At 41.1% G+C, this 20134-nt stretch carries 15 protein-coding genes and 1 pseudogene; all 16 read right to left on the reverse strand.

Annotation, left to right across the window (positions count from 1 at the left end; all coding sequences use genetic code 11):
* Positions 1 to 22 precede the first annotated feature (22 nt).
* The 16 genes and pseudogenes from FHY47_RS05085 to FHY47_RS05160 all read right to left on the reverse strand — a co-directional run bounded on the left by FHY47_RS05085 (position 23) and on the right by FHY47_RS05160 (position 19953).
* On the reverse strand, positions 23 to 1195 hold the full coding sequence (locus FHY47_RS05085) for an acyl-CoA dehydrogenase family protein (protein ID WP_148629773.1): 1173 nt from the start codon (positions 1193 to 1195) through the stop codon (positions 23 to 25).
* Between the two features lie 46 nt (positions 1196 to 1241).
* Positions 1242 to 2350: pseudogene (locus FHY47_RS05090) on the reverse strand (acyl-CoA dehydrogenase family protein).
* Positions 2351 to 2449: 99 nt separating this feature from the next.
* Positions 2450 to 3739, reverse strand: coding sequence for an acetyl-CoA hydrolase/transferase family protein (locus FHY47_RS05095; protein WP_066103505.1), 1290 nt, complete (start codon positions 3737 to 3739; stop codon positions 2450 to 2452).
* A gap of 3 nt (positions 3740 to 3742) precedes the next feature.
* Positions 3743 to 4936 carry a thiolase family protein gene (locus FHY47_RS05100; RefSeq protein WP_140461519.1) on the reverse strand — a complete coding sequence of 398 codons (1194 nt, stop codon included), beginning with the start codon at positions 4934 to 4936 and terminating at the stop codon, positions 3743 to 3745.
* Between the two features lie 32 nt (positions 4937 to 4968).
* Positions 4969 to 6144, reverse strand: a complete 1176-nt coding sequence (locus FHY47_RS05105) for an acyl-CoA dehydrogenase family protein (RefSeq protein WP_148629774.1) — start codon at positions 6142 to 6144, stop codon at positions 4969 to 4971.
* A 149-nt stretch (positions 6145 to 6293) separates the two neighbouring features.
* Positions 6294 to 7076: an enoyl-CoA hydratase/isomerase family protein gene (locus FHY47_RS05110; protein ID WP_148629775.1), complete on the reverse strand. Its 783-nt coding sequence runs from the start codon at positions 7074 to 7076 to the stop codon at positions 6294 to 6296.
* A gap of 47 nt (positions 7077 to 7123) precedes the next feature.
* A complete protein-coding gene (locus FHY47_RS05115) occupies positions 7124 to 7906 on the reverse strand; it encodes an enoyl-CoA hydratase/isomerase family protein (protein ID WP_148629776.1) in 783 nt (260 codons plus the stop codon).
* Between the two features lie 22 nt (positions 7907 to 7928).
* The gene (locus FHY47_RS05120; protein WP_139891865.1) at positions 7929 to 8699 is read right to left on the reverse strand and encodes a 3-hydroxyacyl-CoA dehydrogenase; all 771 of its coding nucleotides are present in this window, start codon (positions 8697 to 8699) and stop codon (positions 7929 to 7931) included.
* Between the two features lie 48 nt (positions 8700 to 8747).
* The gene (locus FHY47_RS05125; protein ID WP_148629777.1) at positions 8748 to 9899 is read right to left on the reverse strand and encodes a thiolase family protein; all 1152 of its coding nucleotides are present in this window, start codon (positions 9897 to 9899) and stop codon (positions 8748 to 8750) included.
* Between the two features lie 13 nt (positions 9900 to 9912).
* Positions 9913 to 11049 carry an acyl-CoA dehydrogenase family protein gene (locus tag FHY47_RS05130; RefSeq protein WP_066103491.1) on the reverse strand — a complete coding sequence of 379 codons (1137 nt, stop codon included), beginning with the start codon at positions 11047 to 11049 and terminating at the stop codon, positions 9913 to 9915.
* Positions 11050 to 11313: 264 nt separating this feature from the next.
* Positions 11314 to 12402: a CaiB/BaiF CoA transferase family protein gene (locus FHY47_RS05135; RefSeq protein WP_066103489.1), complete on the reverse strand. Its 1089-nt coding sequence runs from the start codon at positions 12400 to 12402 to the stop codon at positions 11314 to 11316.
* A gap of 91 nt (positions 12403 to 12493) precedes the next feature.
* Positions 12494 to 14575 (reverse strand): sigma 54-interacting transcriptional regulator, encoded by a 2082-nt coding sequence (locus FHY47_RS05140; protein ID WP_066104281.1) that lies wholly within the window; start codon positions 14573 to 14575, stop codon positions 12494 to 12496.
* Positions 14576 to 14733: 158 nt separating this feature from the next.
* A complete protein-coding gene (locus FHY47_RS05145) occupies positions 14734 to 16251 on the reverse strand; it encodes a class I adenylate-forming enzyme family protein (RefSeq protein ID WP_148629778.1) in 1518 nt (505 codons plus the stop codon).
* 44 nt (positions 16252 to 16295) lie between these two features.
* Positions 16296 to 17498 carry an iron-containing alcohol dehydrogenase gene (locus tag FHY47_RS05150; protein ID WP_066103486.1) on the reverse strand — a complete coding sequence of 401 codons (1203 nt, stop codon included), beginning with the start codon at positions 17496 to 17498 and terminating at the stop codon, positions 16296 to 16298.
* 35 nt (positions 17499 to 17533) lie between these two features.
* The gene (locus FHY47_RS05155; protein WP_148629779.1) at positions 17534 to 19051 is read right to left on the reverse strand and encodes an aldehyde dehydrogenase family protein; all 1518 of its coding nucleotides are present in this window, start codon (positions 19049 to 19051) and stop codon (positions 17534 to 17536) included.
* 29 nt (positions 19052 to 19080) lie between these two features.
* Positions 19081 to 19953 (reverse strand): R2-like ligand-binding oxidase, encoded by an 873-nt coding sequence (locus FHY47_RS05160; protein ID WP_148629780.1) that lies wholly within the window; start codon positions 19951 to 19953, stop codon positions 19081 to 19083.
* Between the last annotated feature and the right edge of the window lie 181 nt (positions 19954 to 20134).

The raw sequence follows: 20134 nt of genomic DNA on the forward strand, positions 1-20134 counted from the left end.
TGCCTGTCTGTCTTAATAAGAATTATATATACATCATTTGTGAATGATTATAGAAATCTTTCTTTATTTGAGCAGCAATGATATTTTTCTGGATTTCTGAAGTACCTTCATAAATTTTGGTGATTCTTGCATCACGATAAAATCGCTCGATTGGATATCCTTTCATATATCCTAGGCCTCCATGAATCTGAACGGCTTTATCAGCTACTCGATTAAATATTTCTGAACCTAGCAATTTAGACATAGCCGCTTCTTTAACAACATTCTTTCCTTGGTCTACCATCCAGGCAACCTTATAGGTTAATGCACGGAGCGATTCAATGTCCAAGGCCATATCAGCCAAATAGTGCTGGATGATTTGCTGTTCAAAAATCGGCTTTCCGAATTGGTGCCGTTCAAATGCATATTGGACCGATAATTCCAATAATTTTTGACAGGATCCAAGATTCCTAGCGGCCAGACCTACGCGGCCATTAGCTAGAATCTTTAGAGCATTCACATATCCCATTCCTTCTTGCCCCAGAATATGATCTGCCGGAACATCGCAGTCTTCAAAAAAGATTTCGAAAGAATGAGAGCCTCTCAAGCCCATTTTTTCTTCCTTTTTCCCAATAATCATTCCTTTTGTACCCTTTTCAATCAAAAAGGAAGTAATTCCTTTAGGACCTGCAGCCGGATTGGTCACAGCCATCACGGTAAATAAACCGGCAATTGATGCATTTGTTATATAGTGCTTGGACCCATTTAGAAGATAGCTGTCTCCTTTTCGAACGGCTCTCGTTCTAATCGCAGCAGCATTTGAGCCAGCTTCAGGCTCTGTTAAAGCAAATGCACCAATTAATTCTCCAGTTGCCATTTTGGGTAAATATTTTTGCTTCTGTCTATCATTTCCCATCTCAACAACCCCAACAGAGCCAATACCGGTATGTGCTCCAATGATGGTCGTATAGCCATTATGCGTACGGCCAAGCTCCTCATATATGGCACATTTTCCAACCATATCGAGGCCAAGTCCACCATAGCCTTCCGGAATACTCAAACCAAATAGACCCATGTCCCTGCTTAGCTGCATGATGTCCTCAGGTATATGATCATTTTTCTCGATTAAGTCTGCTTTCGGATCGACCGTTTCATCAATGAAATGTTTGATCATCTTTTTCATTTTTATCGTTTCATCTGATAAGGTAAAGTCCAAACTCGTTCTCTCCCTTCTCTTCTTTTTAATTTGATCTATCCAGCTTTCAAGTGAGTCCCAATTGTTTAGAGATAATGACCTTCATAATTTCATTCGAGCCTGCAAAAATGGATGTGACTGGTATATCTCTATACCGTCTGGCAATTTTGTATTCCTCCATATAGCCATAACCGCCATGAAGCTGCATACATTGGGTGGAGACACGTTTTGCCATCTCTGTCGTCAACCATTTAGCCATACTTACTTCCTTCACAATTTCTTTTCCATCAATATGTTTTTTGATTAAATCATCGACAAAAGTCCGACCAAACTTTATTTCTGTAGCAATTTCGGCCAGCGTAAATTGAGTGTTCTGAAATTGGCTGATTGGCTTTCCAAAGGCATCTCTCTCTTTTACATATTGTATGGTTAATTGAAGCATATCTTCAGCAGCTACGACCGTGCGCATAAGAGCCGTTCCTCCTGAAGATTCATCATCATATAGCGGAAGCCTTTTCCTTCTTCTCCTAATCGATTTGAGACTGGCACTATACAATCTTCAAATATTAGCCCACTCGTATCCTGGCTGTGCATTCCCACCTTATTTAACTTCCTCCCACGCGTAAACCCTGGGGTATCTCGTTCAACTAATATAAGACTGATTCCTTTATGTCTTGGTTCAGCTTTTGGATCCGTTTTACAGGCAACAATTATCAAATCAGAATGGATTCCATTTGTAATAAATGTTTTCTGACCATTTAATATATACTGATTACCTTTACGGATAGCCGTCGTTTGGATGCTTGCCAAATCTGATCCAGCCCCTGGTTCTGTCATTGCAATCGAAGTAATCAGTTCCCCTTTAACGCATTTTTTCAAAAATCTATGCTTTTGTTCCTCATTGCCAAATGTATGTAAATAAGGAACAATGATATTGCTGTGAGTTCCTATGCCCGTCAAACCAGCTCCTATTTTTGCTAATTCTTCACTTAAAATAATAGCAAAGCCAAAATCAGTACCCATTCCGCCATACTCCACACTGACCCACGGGCAAATAAAACCTTGTTCACCCATCTTCTCCCAAAAGGATCGAGGGATCAATCTCTCCTCTTCCCATGTTTCAAAATAGGGAACAGCTTCTTTTTGTAAAAAACTCACGAGTGATTTCCTGAACATTTCATGTTCATCAGTAAAAAATGGCCGTCTTGCCCTTTTTATCTGATCCTGTTTCACCTTGATTGACACCTAAACCCCTCCATGTAAAAAAGATTATTGCTACAACTGTGATGTAAGATTAGCACTTAAACTTTCTCTGAAATTCGGGTGTACGATGTTCAGCATTTGCTGTCTTCGTTCTTTAAGTGATTTGCCAAACAAGGAAGCAATTCCGTACTCTGTCACAATATAATCAATCTCTGATTTTAAGGATGTAACAGAAGATACAGTATTTTTTATTCTCGACCTAGTACCTCCCATTGCAGTCGCTGGAAGGGCAATAATAGCTTTTCCACCTTTTGAAAGTCTGGCCCCACGAATAAAATCCATTTGGCCGCCAACTCCAGCTAATGGATAATTGCCAATTTGCTCAGCATTTATTTGTCCTGTCAAATCGACTTCCAAAGCTGAGTTAATTGAATAGAAATCCGTAATCTTTGAAATTTGTAAGCTATTATGTGTAAAATCTGCTGGGTATAAGCAAATATCCTTATTGAGGTTGGCGAAGCTATATAACTGCTGACTTCCAGTTAAAGTGGTACAAACCGTTTTACCAGTCATCACTTCTTTTCTTTCATTAGTAATAACTCCTCGCTTCATCATTTCCATGACACCGTCTGTTATAGTACCGGAATGAACACCCAATCCCTTCTTTTCCTTAAGGGCCAAAAGAACGGCATCTGCAATTCTACCTATCCCAACTTGAATCGTTGCATAATCAGGGATTAATTGTGCAACATTTTTACCGATTGCCTCTTCTATTTTGTTTGGAATTCCAGATGAAATCGTCAATAAACTATCATTTGATTCAACAAAATAATCAATCTCTGATACATGAATTTCTGAATCCCCAAATGTCCTGGGAAGATTGCTATTGACCTGAGCAATGACTTTACCAGCATGTTTACTAAGTGAATGGATAATATCGACTGAGATTCCCAGATTACAATAACCATTTTGATTGGGAGGAGTAACCTGAATCATGGCAAAATCAATTTTATTTGTTTCCACCCATACCGGTAACTCGGATAAATTCAAAGGTATATAATCACCATTTCCTGCATGAAAAACTCCCTTTAATAATGAAGATCCAAGGAATGTCCTGATAAAAAAATGAGGATTCCCCTCCGATTCAGCATACAAGCAGGGACTTCCAACAATACAAGTGTATAAATTTAATAAATGAAACCGTTCCTTTTGCCGAATAAGTTCCTTTACCAGCTGTTGCGGTTCATTACAAAAAGGTGCCAAAAAGACATTGTGAGAGGAGTCTATAAGAGAGATTGCTTTTTCTGCAGTGACGATACGTGAACGGTAAAGATCCAAATCCAACTCTTTCTTCTCTTGCATGGCCTAAACCTGGAGATTCTCAACAATGGAGGATATTCCCAAACCTCCGCCGATGCAAAAGGTGACCAATCCATATTTTTCTCCCCTGCGCTCCATTTCATGAATAAGCTTGGTCATTAAAATACCTCCAGTACCTCCGATTGGATGGCCAAGCGCAATCGCTCCGCCATTTACATTCAATCGTTTCGTATCCAAATCCATTTCTTTAATCACAGCTAAGGTTTGAGCAGCGAATGCTTCGTTTAATTCTATCAGCCCTATATCCTCTAACTTCAATCCGGCTAGCTTCAGTGCTTTTCTCGTAGCTGGTGCAGGACCGATTCCCATAATATCTGGAGAAACACCGGCAACTGCCTGAGCAATGATTTTTGCTTTACATTTATAGCCCTTTTGAATAGCTGTTTCTTCTGCCATTAGCATAACCAACCCCGCGCCATCATTCCGTCCGCTTGAATTCCCTGCCGTTACAGTCCCATTTTTCTTAAAAACAGGTTTAAGCCGCGCCAATTGCTCCATACTCGTTTTTCTTGGATGTTCATCCACTTTAAATATTTCTGTCCCTTTCTTCGTCTTTATCTGATATGGAATGATCTGATCATTAAACAGGCCAGAAGAAATAGCACGTTCAGCCTTTTCTTGACTTAAAAGCGCATATTCATCCTGCTCTTCTCTGGTGATTGAATATTTTTCGGCAAGGTTTTCTGCTGTCATCCCCATGGTTAAATGACCGTATGTCTCGATTGGTTGTGCACGCGGCTGACTTTCCGTATTGGAATCAAGGATTTCCGTATTACCTGTGCCAAACCCATAACGAGCATTACGTAAATAGAATGGTGCCTGACTCATACTTTCAGCACCACCGGCAATTACTATGTCCGATAAACCGCACATGATTTGCTGGACACCATTATGAATAGCCTGCACTCCTGATCCGCATTGGCGATGGACCGTATAACCCGGTGTTTCTATTGCAAGTCCGGCACGCAATAAAGCTAATCTTGCCAGGTTTGGCTGATCTGTGCTTTGTTTCGCCTGACCGATAATGACTTCATCAATCTCATCTTTCTGTACTCCTGTGCGTTCAATCAATCCGTTTATGGTGGCAGAAGCAAGATAATCCACTTCCTCATTTTTTAACGATCCGCCTATCTTGCCAACCGCCGTCCGAACAGCCTCAACAATCACCGCATTTCTCATACTACATCCTCCCATCAACCTTGAGTATCATACTAGTAAGACTTAGGCAAACCTAAGACATGCTCCGCTACATAAGAAAGAATCATATTGGTTGAAATTGGTGCCACTTGATAAAGGCGTGTTTCTCTGAATTTCCTTTCTACATCATATTCAGCCGCAAAACCAAATCCTCCAAACGTTTGCAGTGCTGTGTTAGCAGCATCCCAAGACGCATCAGCGGCAAGCAATTTTGACATATTCGCCTCAGCCCCACATTTTATACCTAGATCAAATAGCCTTGATGCCTCCTTACGCATTAAGTCCGCTGCCTCTATTTGGATATGTGCCTTCGCCAACGGGAATTGAATTCCTTGATTTTCCCCAATTTGCCGATCAAAAACGACTCTTTCGTTTGCATATTGAGTTGCTTTCTCTATAAACCATCGTCCATCCCCTATACATTCGGCCGCAATTAATATTCGTTCTGCATTCATACCATCTAAAATATAGGAAAAACCTTTTCCTTCTTCACCAATCAAATTTTCGGCTGGTACCTTTAAATTTTCGATAAATAATTCAGTGGTAGAATGGTTCATCATCGTCTGAATGGGACGGATGGTAATACCATTGTTTATTGCTTCCTTCAAATCAACAAGCAGAACAGATAATCCTTCCGTTTTTTTCTTAATTTGACTGACTGGCGTAGTCCTCACTAGCAGCATCATTAAATCAGAATGCTCTGTTCTTGAAATAAAGACTTTCTGACCATTCACGACATAATGATCTCCTCTTCTTTCTGCAAAGGTCCGTAATTTAGTCGTATCGGTTCCTGTCGTTGGTTCTGTGACTCCAAAAGCCTGCAATCGTAATGTACCGTCAGCGATACGAGGTAAATAGTTTGACTTTTGTTGCTGGTTTCCATGCCGGGCTAACGTCCCCATTATGTACATTTGAGCGTGACAGGCACCAGCGTTGCCTCCGCTTCGATTAATTTCTTCAAGAATAATAGAAGCCTCCGCAATACCTAATCCAGAACCACCATACTCTTCTGGGATCAAAGCTGATAGAAAACCATTTCTCGTTATTTCATTTACAAACTCTTCAGGGTATGCATTTTTCATGTCTAGCTCTCTCCAATAAGAGCCGGAGAATCGTTGACATACTCTTCGTACACTGTGACGCAGCTCTTTATTAAATTGGATTGTTTTTTCCAGCGGAACAGATTTCACCAATCTCACCTCCTATCACCTATTGTTTACTTAACACGTCTAACCAAGAGAAAAATTAGAATAAGTGCTCCTGTTTATACAATTTATTAATCTTTGGTTAAAGAGAGCCTCCCGGAAGCATATTTGAATAATGGCCGGCTCTCCTGATTTTACTTACCGATAAACTTAGGGGATCGTTTCTCGACGAATGCTCTCACTCCCTCAAGTCGATCCGAGGTTGATAAACATCGGTTATAGTACTCTTGTTCTACAATTTTTGCTTCATTATTCTTTAATACAAACAAGGAATCTGTTGCTGCTTTTGCTTGCTGGACAGCTATAGGGGCATTTCGGGCAATACCCCCAGCAAATTCGAGTGCTGATTCATATAATTCAGCGGAACTGGTCATCCTGTTCAATAATCCATCCATGTCCGCTTCCAATGCCGACATAATCCGTCCTGTACATATCCATTCCTTTGCACGGTGAACCGGTATTCGCTTTGACAGCAATCTCGTCCCGCCACAACCAGGCATAATTCCACGTGTCACTTCAGGCAATCCAAACTGCGCTGTATCTGCTGCAAATAAAAAATCACAATTCAAAACGAGTTCAAAACCTCCAGCCAATGCATACCCATCCACTACCGCGATAACCGGTTGCTTAAGAGATGCTATAGCAGTGAACATTTCCCGAAATAGCTGGTGCTGATTTTTCCACTCTTCCTCATTCAGCTCATTGCGCTCCTTCAAATCTGCTCCCGTACAAAAAGCTTTCTTATTGGACGATGTGATTAAAACCGCTCTTGCTTCACTTTCAGAAATAATTTGAGTCGCGCCAAGAATTTCTTTAGCCATCTCTGTATCAAAGGCATTAAGCGCTTTAGGTCTGTTTAATCGTATTTCGGCTATATGCCCCTCCACACCGACCCGTTTCCATTCAACATACTTCATACAGATGATTCCCCCAGACTTCTTCCCAATAGCAAACACTTACATGCTTATTGATGAGTAAATACCGGACGGCGTTTTTCAAGGAATGCAGTTACTCCCTCTTTCATATCCTCTGTTGTAAAGATTTCCTGGAACAGGTTTGATTCCAATTCGAGCCCATCCTGTAATTGGCTATCTGTTCCCTCATTAACTGCCTGCTTGATTCTTCGTAAAGCCTGAAGAGAATGCCTGCTGATTTTCCGGGCCAGTTTGCGGGCAGCTTCAATCCCTTCTTCATCTGTAGCAATTTGATTAATGATCCCGAGCTGAAGCGCTTCTTCAGCCGTTATCGAATCGCCTGTAAACATCAGCTCTTTTGCTTTAGCTGAACCGATTAAACGGGGCAGCCTTTGCGTTCCCCCTCCACCTGGAAATAGGCCGAGCTTCACTTCAGGCAAGCCAAGTTGGGCCGTCTCCTTGGCAATACGCAGATCACAGACAAGTGCAAGTTCAAATCCACCGCCCAGTGTTATTCCATTTAAATAGGCAATAGTAGGCTTTGGAAAATCGGATATCAATCGAAAAACCTCATTTTTCTTACTGGGCTGTTTTTTGGCTTCCATGCTTTGGTTGATCATGTTGGGGAACTCCTTAATATCTGCTCCCGCCATAAATGCCCGGTCACCTTCCCCTGTTAAAATAACCGTAACCACTGAATGGTCATCTCTCAGTTCAGTAAAGGCATCACAAAGCTCACTTGCCAGTAGTTCACTCAAAACATTCATCGGTGGATTATTAATGACGACCGTTGCGACATTATTCTCTTTTTCAACACGCAGCAATGAATACATAGCACTGCCTCCTCTTAATCTATTATTTTGGCTGCATACGAATTGCCCCATCCAGGCGAATTGTTTCTCCATTCAGCATTGGATTTTCAATAATACTTTTGACGAGCATGGCATATTCTGAGGGATATCCGAGCCTTGGCGGGAATGGTACCATCGCACCGAGGGCACTCCTGGCCTGCTCTGGTAATCCCCCAAACAAAGGTGTGTCAATCAAGCCCGGAGCAATCGTCATAACACGAACTCCGCTTCTCGCTAAATCTCTTGCCAACGGCAAGGTCATGCCAACAATTCCACCCTTTGAAGCACTATAGGCTGCTTGGCCAATTTGTCCATCAAAAGCTGCTACTGAAGCTGTATTAATGACAACACCTCTTTCCCCTTCTTCATTAGGTTCATTCTTAATCATTTGTTCTGCAGCCAGACGAATTACATTAAATGTCCCAACCAAATTGACCTCAATCACTTTTTTAAATCTGCCAAGATCATGAACTTTATCCTTAGAGACGACTTTTTCACCTACTCCAATTCCTGCACAATTGACGACCGTATTGATTTTCCCAAACGTTTCAACACTTTTCTCAATGGCAGTCCGAATCTCATCCTCACTGGTTACATCCGCTTTTACAAAGATCACATTTTCATGACCGAGTGATTCGGCTAATGCCAACCCTTTATCTTCCGAGCGATCGATAATCGTTACTTTCCCGCCATTTTCCACAATATTCTTGACTGTAGCCTCTCCCAGACCCGAAGCTCCACCTGTTACAACAGCAATTATATTTTGCATCTTCATACAACCAACCTCCATTTTTTAGTTTTCAATCATACCTGTTTGATTGTTCTATTCAATTCGTTTGATAATCGTTGCATTGGCCATACCGGCACCCTCGCAAATAGCCTGTAATCCATATCGTCCACCCGTTCTTTCAAGTTCATGCATTAAAGTAACCATGACCCTTGCCCCACTTGCACCAAGAGGATGACCGAGTGCAATCGCTCCTCCGTTTACATTTAACTTATTCATGCTTGCTTCAAGTTCTTCCTTCCAACAGAGCGGAACTGGTGCAAAGGCTTCATTGACTTCATATAAATCCATATCCTGTATCGTCAGTCCTGCTCTATCAAGTGCCATTCTCGTCGCCTCTATCGGTCCAGTTAACATCAGGGTTGGATCGGATCCTACAATCGTTCGGGCAATTATCGAAAATCTTGGTTTTAAGCCTAATTCCAACGCCTTCTCCTTAGACATGATTAACAGGGCTGCAGCTCCGTCACTCATTTGACTGGCATTCCCAGCGTGTATCACACCATTTTCTCTAAAAACTGTAGGCAAAGTGGCCAGCTTTTCAAGAGACGTTCCCCGACGTGGGCCTTCATCCTGTGTAACTAAAGTCTTTGCTCCCAAATCATCCAATACTTCCACTGGCACGATTTCACGATCAAAGCGCCCCTCATTTTGGGCTTGAATAGCTCTCTGATGACTCAATAGAGAAAATTCATCAAGTTGATTGCGGCTAAAGCCCCATTTCTCAGCAATTCTTTCTGCTGATAGTCCTTGATTGATTAATTCATAACGGGAAGACAGCTGTTCACTAGGCTGTGAATGCTTTCTTGTTGAACCCATCGGCACTCGTGACATACTCTCCACTCCACCCGCTATAACGATATCCATATCTCCACTCAAAATGGCTTGTGCGGCAAAATGAACCGCTTGTTGACTGGAACCGCATTGTCGATCAATCGTCGTGCCAGGTACTTTAATGGGGAAATCAGCCATCAAGGCAGCTGAACGTGCAATATTTAACCCTTGTTCTTCCACTTGGGATACACACCCAATAATGACATCCTCAATCAAATCAGAAGAAACACCTGCCCTGTTTACTATTTCTTTTAAAACGTTTGCGAGCAAATCATCCGGGCGGATGGAGCTCAATACTCCATTACGCTTTCCTACCGGTGTTCTGACTGCTTCAACAATTACGGCCTCCCTCATATAACTCTCCCCCTTATAATCCAATTTTTTTAGCGATTATTTGCTTCATAATTTCATTTGTACCTGCATATATCGAGGTGACCGCTATATCCCGATATCTTCTCGCAATCGCATATTCTTCCATAAAACCGTAACCACCGTGCAATTGCATACATTGGCTGACCAATCTCTTTGCCATATCGGTTATCCACCATTTAGCCATGCTCACCTCGGTGACAATATCCTGACCCTCCATATGCCTCACGATTAAACCGTCGATAAATGTACGGCCTATCTCCACCTCAGTCGCCATTTCAGCAATCTTAAATTGTGTATTTTGAAATTCACTGATTGATTTACCAAAGGCAGTCCGCTGTTTGACATAATCAATCGTGATTTTTAACGATTCCTCGGCTGCTGCTAAGGCCTGAATCGCACACATTAACCGCTCCTGCTGAAGTTTGGCCATCAAATAATAGAAGCCTTTATTTTCTTGTCCTAATAAATTACTAACCGGTACTCTTGCATCCTCGAAAATTAACTCAGTCGTTTCACCCGCAAGCTGACCGATTTTATTCAGCTTTTTACCACGTATAAATCCAGGTGTTTCTTTTTCGACTACAATGAGACTGATTCCTTTATGTCCTGCTTCTGGATTTGTTTTACAGGCTACGATGGTTAAGTCGGACCTGAGCCCATTTGATATAAACGTTTTTTGCCCATTAATAATATAGTGATCCCCATCTCTAACAGCTCTTGTCTGCAAATTCCCTAAATCTGATCCCGTTCCCGGCTCAGTCATTGCAATAGCCGTTGAATATTCACCCGTAATGCACTTTGGAATCCATTTTTGTTTTTGTTCTTCTGTACCGAATTCATATAAATATGGAACAACAATATCATTATGTAAAACACATCCTCCAATTCCGCTTCCGACTCTTTCAAACTCCTCAGCAAGAATGACTGAATAGGCAAAATCTGCATTAAACCCACCATATTTTTCATCTGCCCACGGTACAAGAAACCCTTGGTCTCCCAACTTTTTCCACAAATCTCCAGGTGTGCTTTTCTCCTTCTCCCAATCAAGATAGTAAGGAATCACTTCCTTATCTAGAAATTTCCGAACTGATTCACGAAAAATACGATGCTCTTCCTTTAAATAACCGGTCATATTTGTACTCCCTTTCTATTCATAGTCTTATATCTGTACACCCTATATACATGCAATTATCATGCCAACTTGTTAAATGGGTATTCCGCCAGATTGTGAGATTGGTTGTATGAAATCTGTACACCTTCCCATTCATTAGTGTCTCGTTTCGTCCATTGTCGCTTGCTGTAGCAGGTTGGTTTAAACGGCGCCTAGCAAAATACGCTAATTATCAATCTATAAAGAAAAAACTGCCGGTATTCATACACAGCAGTTTACTAGCGTTTATTTTTGATAGGTTCGATTATGCTGGCCAAGCTTTGGATAGGTACCGATTATTTCATTTGAAAATGCTCCTGATTGAAATCCAGTCACCATATATCGATATGAATCTTTCTCGTGAATTAGATTTCTGTCCTTCATATAGATATGTTCGCTTAGCTCATCGGCTTCAAGGACAGGCGCCATGCAGCAATCCACTTCCATAGAGAAATGAATCCATTCCTCGAATGTTTTACTTGCAAACAATTGAACTATTTCCTGATAAACTTCATTTTGCTTAGTCGGCTTAGAAAATTGAGCATTTATCCATACATCCTGTCTTGTTGCCGCGCAAAAATTTCTCCAAAACTTTGTCTCCAACGCACATAACGTCATATACCTGTGATCTTTGGTTTCATAAATCCCATAACAAATCACATTACCATTTAAAGTAGGGATTCCGTTTTTTCTGCCTGTTGCTGATTCAATAAACACATGGTAATTCATTAATGCAGCAGTCGTGTCCAATAAAGCAATATCTAAATAGCTTCCACTGCCTGATCGTTCTCTTTGAAAGAGGGCACCTAGTATAGCTTCGGTTGCTGAAGTTCCACCGATCAAATCAGCAAATGTAAGTGACGGTTGAATGGGTCTGCCATTCCCATCCTTTAACTGAGCTAATACACCGCTAAGAGCCATGTAATTCAAATCATGGCTGCCTAGTTGGTGCATGGTTCCTTTTTGACCATAGCCGGATAAGGAGCAATAAATAAGCGATGGATGCAGGACTTTTATATCTTCGTATCCAAGCCCTAAGCGAGCCATTACACCAGGACGGTAGCTTTCAATTAAAATGTCTGAATTACGGATCAACTCAATCGCCAATTCTTTGTCCGCTTCGTTTTTCAAATCCAGGGCCAAGCTATTTTTATTTCGGTTCATACACCGGAAAAGATAATTTTCTTTTTGATCATCCTCCAATGGCATACGCGCATGATCTCCAGTTGGAGGCTCTATTTTAATGACTTCTGCTCCTAAATCTGCCAGCCGCAGGGTTGCATAGGGTCCGGGCAAGTTTTGGGTGAAATCAACTACTTTAATTCCCTTAAGCATGTACGCTTCCTCCTTAAATTCACCTAATTCATATCCTGTTAAAATATAGAATTTATCCCATCCATAAAGAATGTCTGATTTTCAAACACCTTCATTTCTGCTGTTTTAAGTGGGAAGATTCAGGCAGTAACCAATCATACTTCTTTAGCTTGTCATACAATACAGATCGGCTGATTCCAAGCAGAAGACAGGCCTTACTTTTATTCCCTCCTGACATTTCCAATGCTTTTTGTATGGCCATCTGCTCCGCTTTCTCTAATAAAGGCTGTGTTTCATCTTCCTCCTCTTCATTCAAGAAAAAATCATAGCCAACTTTCTGCAGAATATATTCTGGAATGTCCTCTAGGCCGACTTTGCCATCCTCTGCAAAAATCATGGCTCTCTCCCAAACATTCCGCAATTCCCGGATATTTCCGGGCCAGTCATACTCCAATATTGCTTTCTCGAACAATGGGTTCCACCCTGTAATACTTGTCCCGTTTTGTTTATTAAATTCTTTAATAAAAGCTTCGCTTAGGAGGAGAATATCCTTTTTTCTCCGCCTTAACGGAGGAATCTCGAAGGATATGACATTCAAGCGGTAAAATAAATCCTCCCTAAATTCCCCTTCAGCAACCATTTTTTCCAAGGGACGATTGGTAGCGGCAATGATTCGGACATTTACACTGATCCGTTCTGTTCCGCCTACTCTGTAAAACTCTCTTTCTTGCAGGACACGAAGCAGCTTGGCCTGAATGGGTAAGGACATATCCCCAATCTCATCGAGAAAAAGTGTGCCACCATTAGCCATATCAAATTTGCCGATCTTCCCTTTATGTTTAGCGCCTGTAAAAGCGCCTTCTTCATATCCAAAAAACTCTGACTCCAATAAATGCTCTGGTATAGCTGCGCAGTTCACCGTAATAAACGGACCCTTTCCAAATGGACTGGCACTATGGATGGCATGGGCAAACAACTCTTTACCTGTTCCGCTTTCCCCAAAAATTAATACCGTGGTCTTTACCTTGGCTGCTTTCATCCCACTCCTCATAAGCTTATCCATTTGCTTATCGTGTGACAGGATTTGATCAAAAGTAAATCTTGATTTCTCAAGCTTGGTAGGATTCAGATTCTTCCTATCATTTATCTCTGCACTTTTGAATAACTCACGGACTTCGTGCAGTTGGCGATAAACGATTTTACCAATGGCACCGATAATTTGCTCATCCTGATAAACGGGTATACGGTGAACGATATAGTCTATTCCTTTAACCTGCATAAACTCACTTACTTCCGCTACACCCGTTTTCATCACATGCGGCAAATGAAGATGTGGTAAAACCGATTCGATTTCCCTCATATCCAATTGCTGTTCATAAAGATCAAACAGCTCAATTAACGAGGGGCTGATAAAAGTAACTTCTTCGTTTTCATTAATCATGACGAGGCCATCATAAGCATTATGGATAACTGATTGCAAAAGTGTTTTCCATTTCTTTTGAAATTTTAATTCTCTTGTTAAATTCTCTAATTCAGATACATTTTGAAAAAGTGTGATATACCCCTGTTTACCATTTTCTAAATCATACTTCGACAGACGTACCATATAATGTTCGGATTGAAAAACCATTGGAAAATGAGCTTCCATTTTCTCGGAAAAGTGATCTAATTGAGGGATATAAATCTCGAGGTTCTCATTGATGAGTGATGAATAAGGGATTCCAATCATCTCAGTGATTTTTTCATTCACAAAGATAATTTGATTTTTTCCATCTGTCATAATGGCTCCCAAATTGGATGTTTGTAAAACTTTTTCAAGCTGTTCTTTTAATAATTTCGTTTCTCTCACGTAATTCATAACCGCATTTGTTTTTGTAAAAATACCTACAGGTGCACCCTGTTTGTTCACAACAATCCCCGTGCCAACCCTGCTTTTTGATATTAACTTTTCCAATAGTTCAGCATTCACATCCTCCAAAACCGTTCCTACATCTTTTTTGATATACTCACTGATTGTCGTATCTTTTGAAACATCAGTCAGAATCATTTGGTACAATGAACTTCTTGTAAATACGCCAATCAGTTTACCTGAACTGTTTGTCACCGGGATTGTATTCCACTTTTGCTTGTACATGATAGATAGCGCTTCCATCAATGTGTTCGTTGGTGATAAACAATGTTCGAGCGGACTCATAATTTCTTTAACGGGCTTTATAGTTTTCTCCCCCTTTTAGATTCTATATACGTTTTCCACAAATACGTGTAAAACTCCTCTAAATATAGGAAGGGAATAAAAATCGGCAAAATCCTTCTCGTTTAAGAATCAGGATTTTGCCCCACTGAAATCATTTATTATTTAATAGTATTTTTATCGTAATCTTTTAAAACAGTTTTTAGCATTTTTCCTGTTCCTGATTTCGGTAGTTGGTCAATAAAACAAATATAATCAGGAACCTTATACTCTGCCAGTCTCTCTTTACAATAGGAAACTACCTCTTCTTCCTGTAACTCTGGTTTTTTCTTTGCTACATAGGCCACCGTTTTTTCGCCAAAGACCGGATCAGGCCTGCCAATAACGGAACACTCCAAAATATCAGGGTGCGTGTACAATACTTCCTCTAACTCACGCGGGTAAATATTAAAGCCACCTCTGATGATCATGTCCTTCTTCCGGTCCACAATAAAATGGTATCCATCTTCATCATAATAGGCCAAATCACCAGTATATAACCATCCATCTTTAATCGTGTTAATCGTATCATCTTCCTTCTTATAGTAGCCCTTCATCATGTTCGGTCCTCTGAAAATAATCTCCCCTACCGCGTGAGACTCTACTTCCTCACCTTCCGGGTCAACAATTTTCAAATCGACGCCAGGAATAGGCACTCCAACAGAATTCAATTTTTTAGCCATATCTCGAGGTGTGGTCATTAGCATAACTGTACTTTCTGTCAGACCATATCCTTCTGATATTTCTACACCAAGTGATTGATTGGTCTTATGGAGGATCTCAGCAGGCAAACTCGCACCACCACAACCAGCTGTCCGAAGATGAGAAAAGTCTAAATCTGAAATGGCTGGATTTTGAAGAAAGAAAGCATACATAGTTGGGACGCCCAAGAATATCGAGATTTGATAGTTTGATATCTTTTCAAGTGTATCAACAGGATGAAAACGTTCCTCTAAATAAATCGTACTTCCGTGGGCAATCGGCGCTAGGAATCCTTGTAATTTGGCATAAGCATGAAAAAGAGGCAATACACAAAGGACCCTGTCTTTTGGCGTTAATTGATTAATGACGGCTGCCGTAATTGTCATCCAATTCAAGTTGGCATGTGTAATCATGGCTCCCTTTGGATTACCGGTTGTCCCGGATGTATAAATGATTTGCGCGACATCCTCCGCATGAACAGGGGCCACCTTGCTGATAGGAGATAGAGACTGCAATTCCTGCCAGTCAGTAAATGGATGATTTTCCTCTTCTCCAAAATAATAGATTTCTTTCATCTGTTTAAAGTCATTCATAGAGTTTTGAATGATAGCGGATGCAGCAACTTCCGTAATTAAATATTCCGATTCCGAATCATTAATAATATAGGTTGTTTCTTTTTCTTTAAAGGTAGGGTTAATGGGTACGACTGTTGCACCAGTTGCTAATATAGCAAAATACGTAATGATATATTCCGGTCGATTGGTCATCATCAACGCTACTTTTGTCTCCTGAGTAATGCCTTTATTTTTTAACCCGGCTGCAACACTGAAAATTTGATCTCTCAGCTCTTGATAAGTCATCACTTGTTCCCGGTAATGAATAGCGGGCTGATTGGGCAAACGCGACACAGTGGACGTTAGCAGTTCAACAATATTCAAAAATTAACTACCTCCTTAAAATATAGAATCTATATTTCCGCCTATTAAACACTTACTTTTGTGCCTAAAACCTCTCGGCAAACCTGCTCAATTACCTCTTCTGGCAAACGATAGGTTTGACCAGAAGGATCATTTTGGACAGCAGATATAAGTTCCGATATATCGGCAGATTCAATGTTATATTCAGAAAAATCATCTGGTAAGTTTACAGCTTTACGAAGTGCTTCAATTTCTTCTATACATTGCTGTAAGCACTCTTCCTCGGTATCGGCAATATTCTCAATGCCAAGCGCCTGAGCAAATTCTTTTATCTTAGGTAAATAGAGAGGAGCTAAGTTTTTCATAACACTCGGCATTAAAACAGCATTGGCTAAACCATGTGGGATGCCATACTTTGCACCAAGAGTATGGGCTATATTATGGATTGGCATTTCAGCAAATGCCAAGACAAAGCTTGTAATCGCCATCGCACTCGCCTGCAGCATAGTAGCACGTGCTGCGATGCTACTGCCTTCATGTACAGCTGTTTCCAAATTAGCTCTAATTAGTTTAGCAGCATGGAGTGCAAATGCATCTCCCATTGCACTTGAATTATTGGAAAAATACCCTTCGACTGCATGGGTTAAGGCATCTAACCCAGTAAAAGCCGTAATTTTTGGCGGTAAGCCAACAGTTAACTCTGGATCAAGAATTGCGATATCTGAATTGATAAATGGATGGAGCAAATTACACTTCACCCCTAATTGCTCATTGTAGACGACCGAGATGCCTGATATCTCCGCACCTGTTCCGGCTGTAGTTGCAATCGAAATGTGGGGAATACCCATATGCTGAGCCTCTGGCCAAACTTCTAAAACATTTCCATTCATGGCATGTTCGATCTTGTTCACTTTCTTATGAAGACACCATTTAATGGTTTTTGCTGTATCCAAAACTGAACCACCGCCGATGGCAATCAAAGAATCACCATTGCACTCTTTGTAATATTGCAGCCCTTTATTAATATTGGAGGACTTGGCATCCTGTGTAACATCATCAAATACCCCTGCCAATTGGATACCAGGTACCATCTCAAATAAACGCTGGATTTTTTTCGTCAATCCAGCCTGGGTTAAGCCTTTATCTGAATATAGAACCGGGCGTTTACCGCCCAATGATTGAATTAAGTCTGGAATAAGTATATGCGACCCTGCCCCATTCTTAATGATTGATCGATGGATAAATTCATAATACGAAGTGACCTTCATCTTATCTCCCCATTCCTATTAGTTTTAAAAGAATGCTAGAATATCAGCCCTAAAGCTGCCCGTTGTTCATTTTCAGTTGTCAGTGCTGTAATGATGCTCTTCAGCTCTGTATATTCATTGAAAACCTGGCTTCCCAGTTCACGTCCAAGTCCACTTTGCTTATAACCGCCAAATGGCGCATCATTTCTGAACGCATGCCATTCATTAATCCAAATCGTGCCTGCTTTAAGCTGTGTTGCTATTTCATTAGCTTTGACGACGTCACGAGACCATACACCTGCCGTCAAGCCATAAATGGTATCATTGGCAATTTCAATTGCTTCCTCAACCGTTGAATACTTCATCACGCAGAGGACTGGACCAAAAATTTCTTCCTGTGCTATCTTCATATCATTTGTGACATCTGCAAAAATAGTTGGTTCGATGAAATAACCCTGATCTAGTCCTGGTCCTTCTGCTTTTTTGCCACCGCATACAAGACGCGCACCCTGTTCCAATCCGGATTCTATATATCCCAGGACCTTATTCATTTGTTTCTCAGAAATGACTGGACCCATTCCGGTACTTGGATCAAGTGGATGGCCTAATTTTATTTTTGCAGTCATGGCCACCAATTTTTCAACGACGATATCGTACATCGATTCATGAACCAGGACACGTGTGCTTGCTTCACAAACTTGACCGGCATGGAAGAATACGCCAAGTAAAATCCCAGGTATGGCCACTTCCAGATCAGCATCCGGAAGAACAATTGCAGGTGCCTTTCCGCCAAGCTCGAGCGTAACTTTTTTCACACCTGAAGAGGCTAGCTCCATTATTTTCTTTCCTGTTTCAGTTGAACCTGTGAACGCAATTTTCTGTACCTCCGGATGCGTCACAAGCGCCTCGCCTATCTCTGCACCTGAACCGGTAATGACATTGAAAACTCCTTTAGGAAGTCCTGCTTCAACAGCAATCTCCGCCAGTTTTAATGTCCCAAGCGGGGTATCAGATGCCGGCTTGACAATAATGGAATTCCCCATAGCAATGGCTGGAGCAATCTTCCACATTGCTAAGACAAGCGGGAAATTGAACGGTGTAATCGCGGCTACAACGCCTAATGGTTCCCGAACCAATTGAGCTCTATTTGCCCCGAACACTTCCCTTACTGGCAATGCTTGAACAAATTCATATTCAAGGGCCATATTGGCTGTTTGCTGAAGAGATAAGATGAGCTGCATAATATCTGCTCCACCAATTTTACGTAAGGTCGCTCCGGTACTGATACCTTCCAAATAAATTAACTCCTGTGCATGTTCCTTTATTTTACCGGCAAAATTCACCATGATTTGTGACCTTTCTGCCTGTGTTTTCCTTGACCATACACCTGATTCATAAACTTCCTTTGCATTGAGAACAGCTTTATTTACATCAGCTGATGTACCTTTAGGGACTTTAGCAATTACTTCGGATGTAGCTGGATTTATGACATCGAACATTTCTCCCGTAGAGCCTGGTGTCCATTCTCCACCAATAAATTGTGCAAATTCCTGAACCTTCACGTCTGTACTCATCCTATATCCTCCCTTTTCTACCTATTTTCTTACTCAAAAATAACTTCAGTTTCATGAATTTCTTCCAGCGTTTTCTCCTGGGCACGTGATAGTACCTCAATCCGAGCACTCAATTGTTTTAGCGCATATTCCATTGCTTTTCCTTCCTCGATACCGAGACTTGTCACTTTTTCCCCATCTTCCCTGGTTGTCAGCTCATAGGCAATTGGAAGCAACTCCTGGAGTCTTACTTGGACACGATCAAATAACTCGGGCTTATCATGAATCAAGCGCTGAATAAGGAATGTGCCAAATCCAATATGGCGTCCTTCGTCCCTCTTTACATTCCGTATTCCTTCAATAAATCCAGGGAACAAATTCGCTTTTGATAAAGCTTCATAGAAGAACCAATATCCCGTTTCCGCCAATACACCTTCAGCAAAGATATTGTATGTGACCGCAGCATCCAGCATTGCTTCAGGTGACTGATCTACGAGTAATCTATTCATTGTCTTAGGGAGGACATCGTCAAATAATTTCCTGTGCCCGGATGTCAGGAGATGGCTGAGATCCTCAGTCACGCCTATTTCTTCTAAAAATAAACTAAAGAACTCCGCATGCTTAGCTTCTTCAAATAAGAATGTAGATAGGTAAGATTCCTCTTCAAACCATCCTTTTTTGGATACAGCCATAATCATCGGCAGGATATCCTCCGAGACAGCTTCCTCCCCGCCAATAAACTGTGCAAATTGAATCAGAACTTCCTGCTGTTGGTCAGGACTTAGCTTTTTCCAATCCTCTTTATCCTGGCTAAAGTCAATATCAACCGGATTCCATATCCCATGTCTTTTTGCCTTTTGGTATAGCCTATATGGGAGTGAATCCTTTTTAATCATTTGTTTGGTAGTTACATATTCACGCATTCGTATCCCTCCTTTAAGAATAATTAGTTTTATTTTCATGGATACTTTTCGTATGTATTCCCTCCTCCCACCAATAATAAAGCGCTTACATTATGTTGCATCCACTTGGAACAGCCTTCACTTAACTAATTGCAAGTTCCGTGCCAACACACCATCCATGTGAGAATCAGGAAAATAGTAT

The organism is Bacillus sp. E214 (assembly GCF_008087365.1).
Lineage (GTDB): Bacteria > Bacillota > Bacilli > Bacillales > Pradoshiaceae > Pradoshia.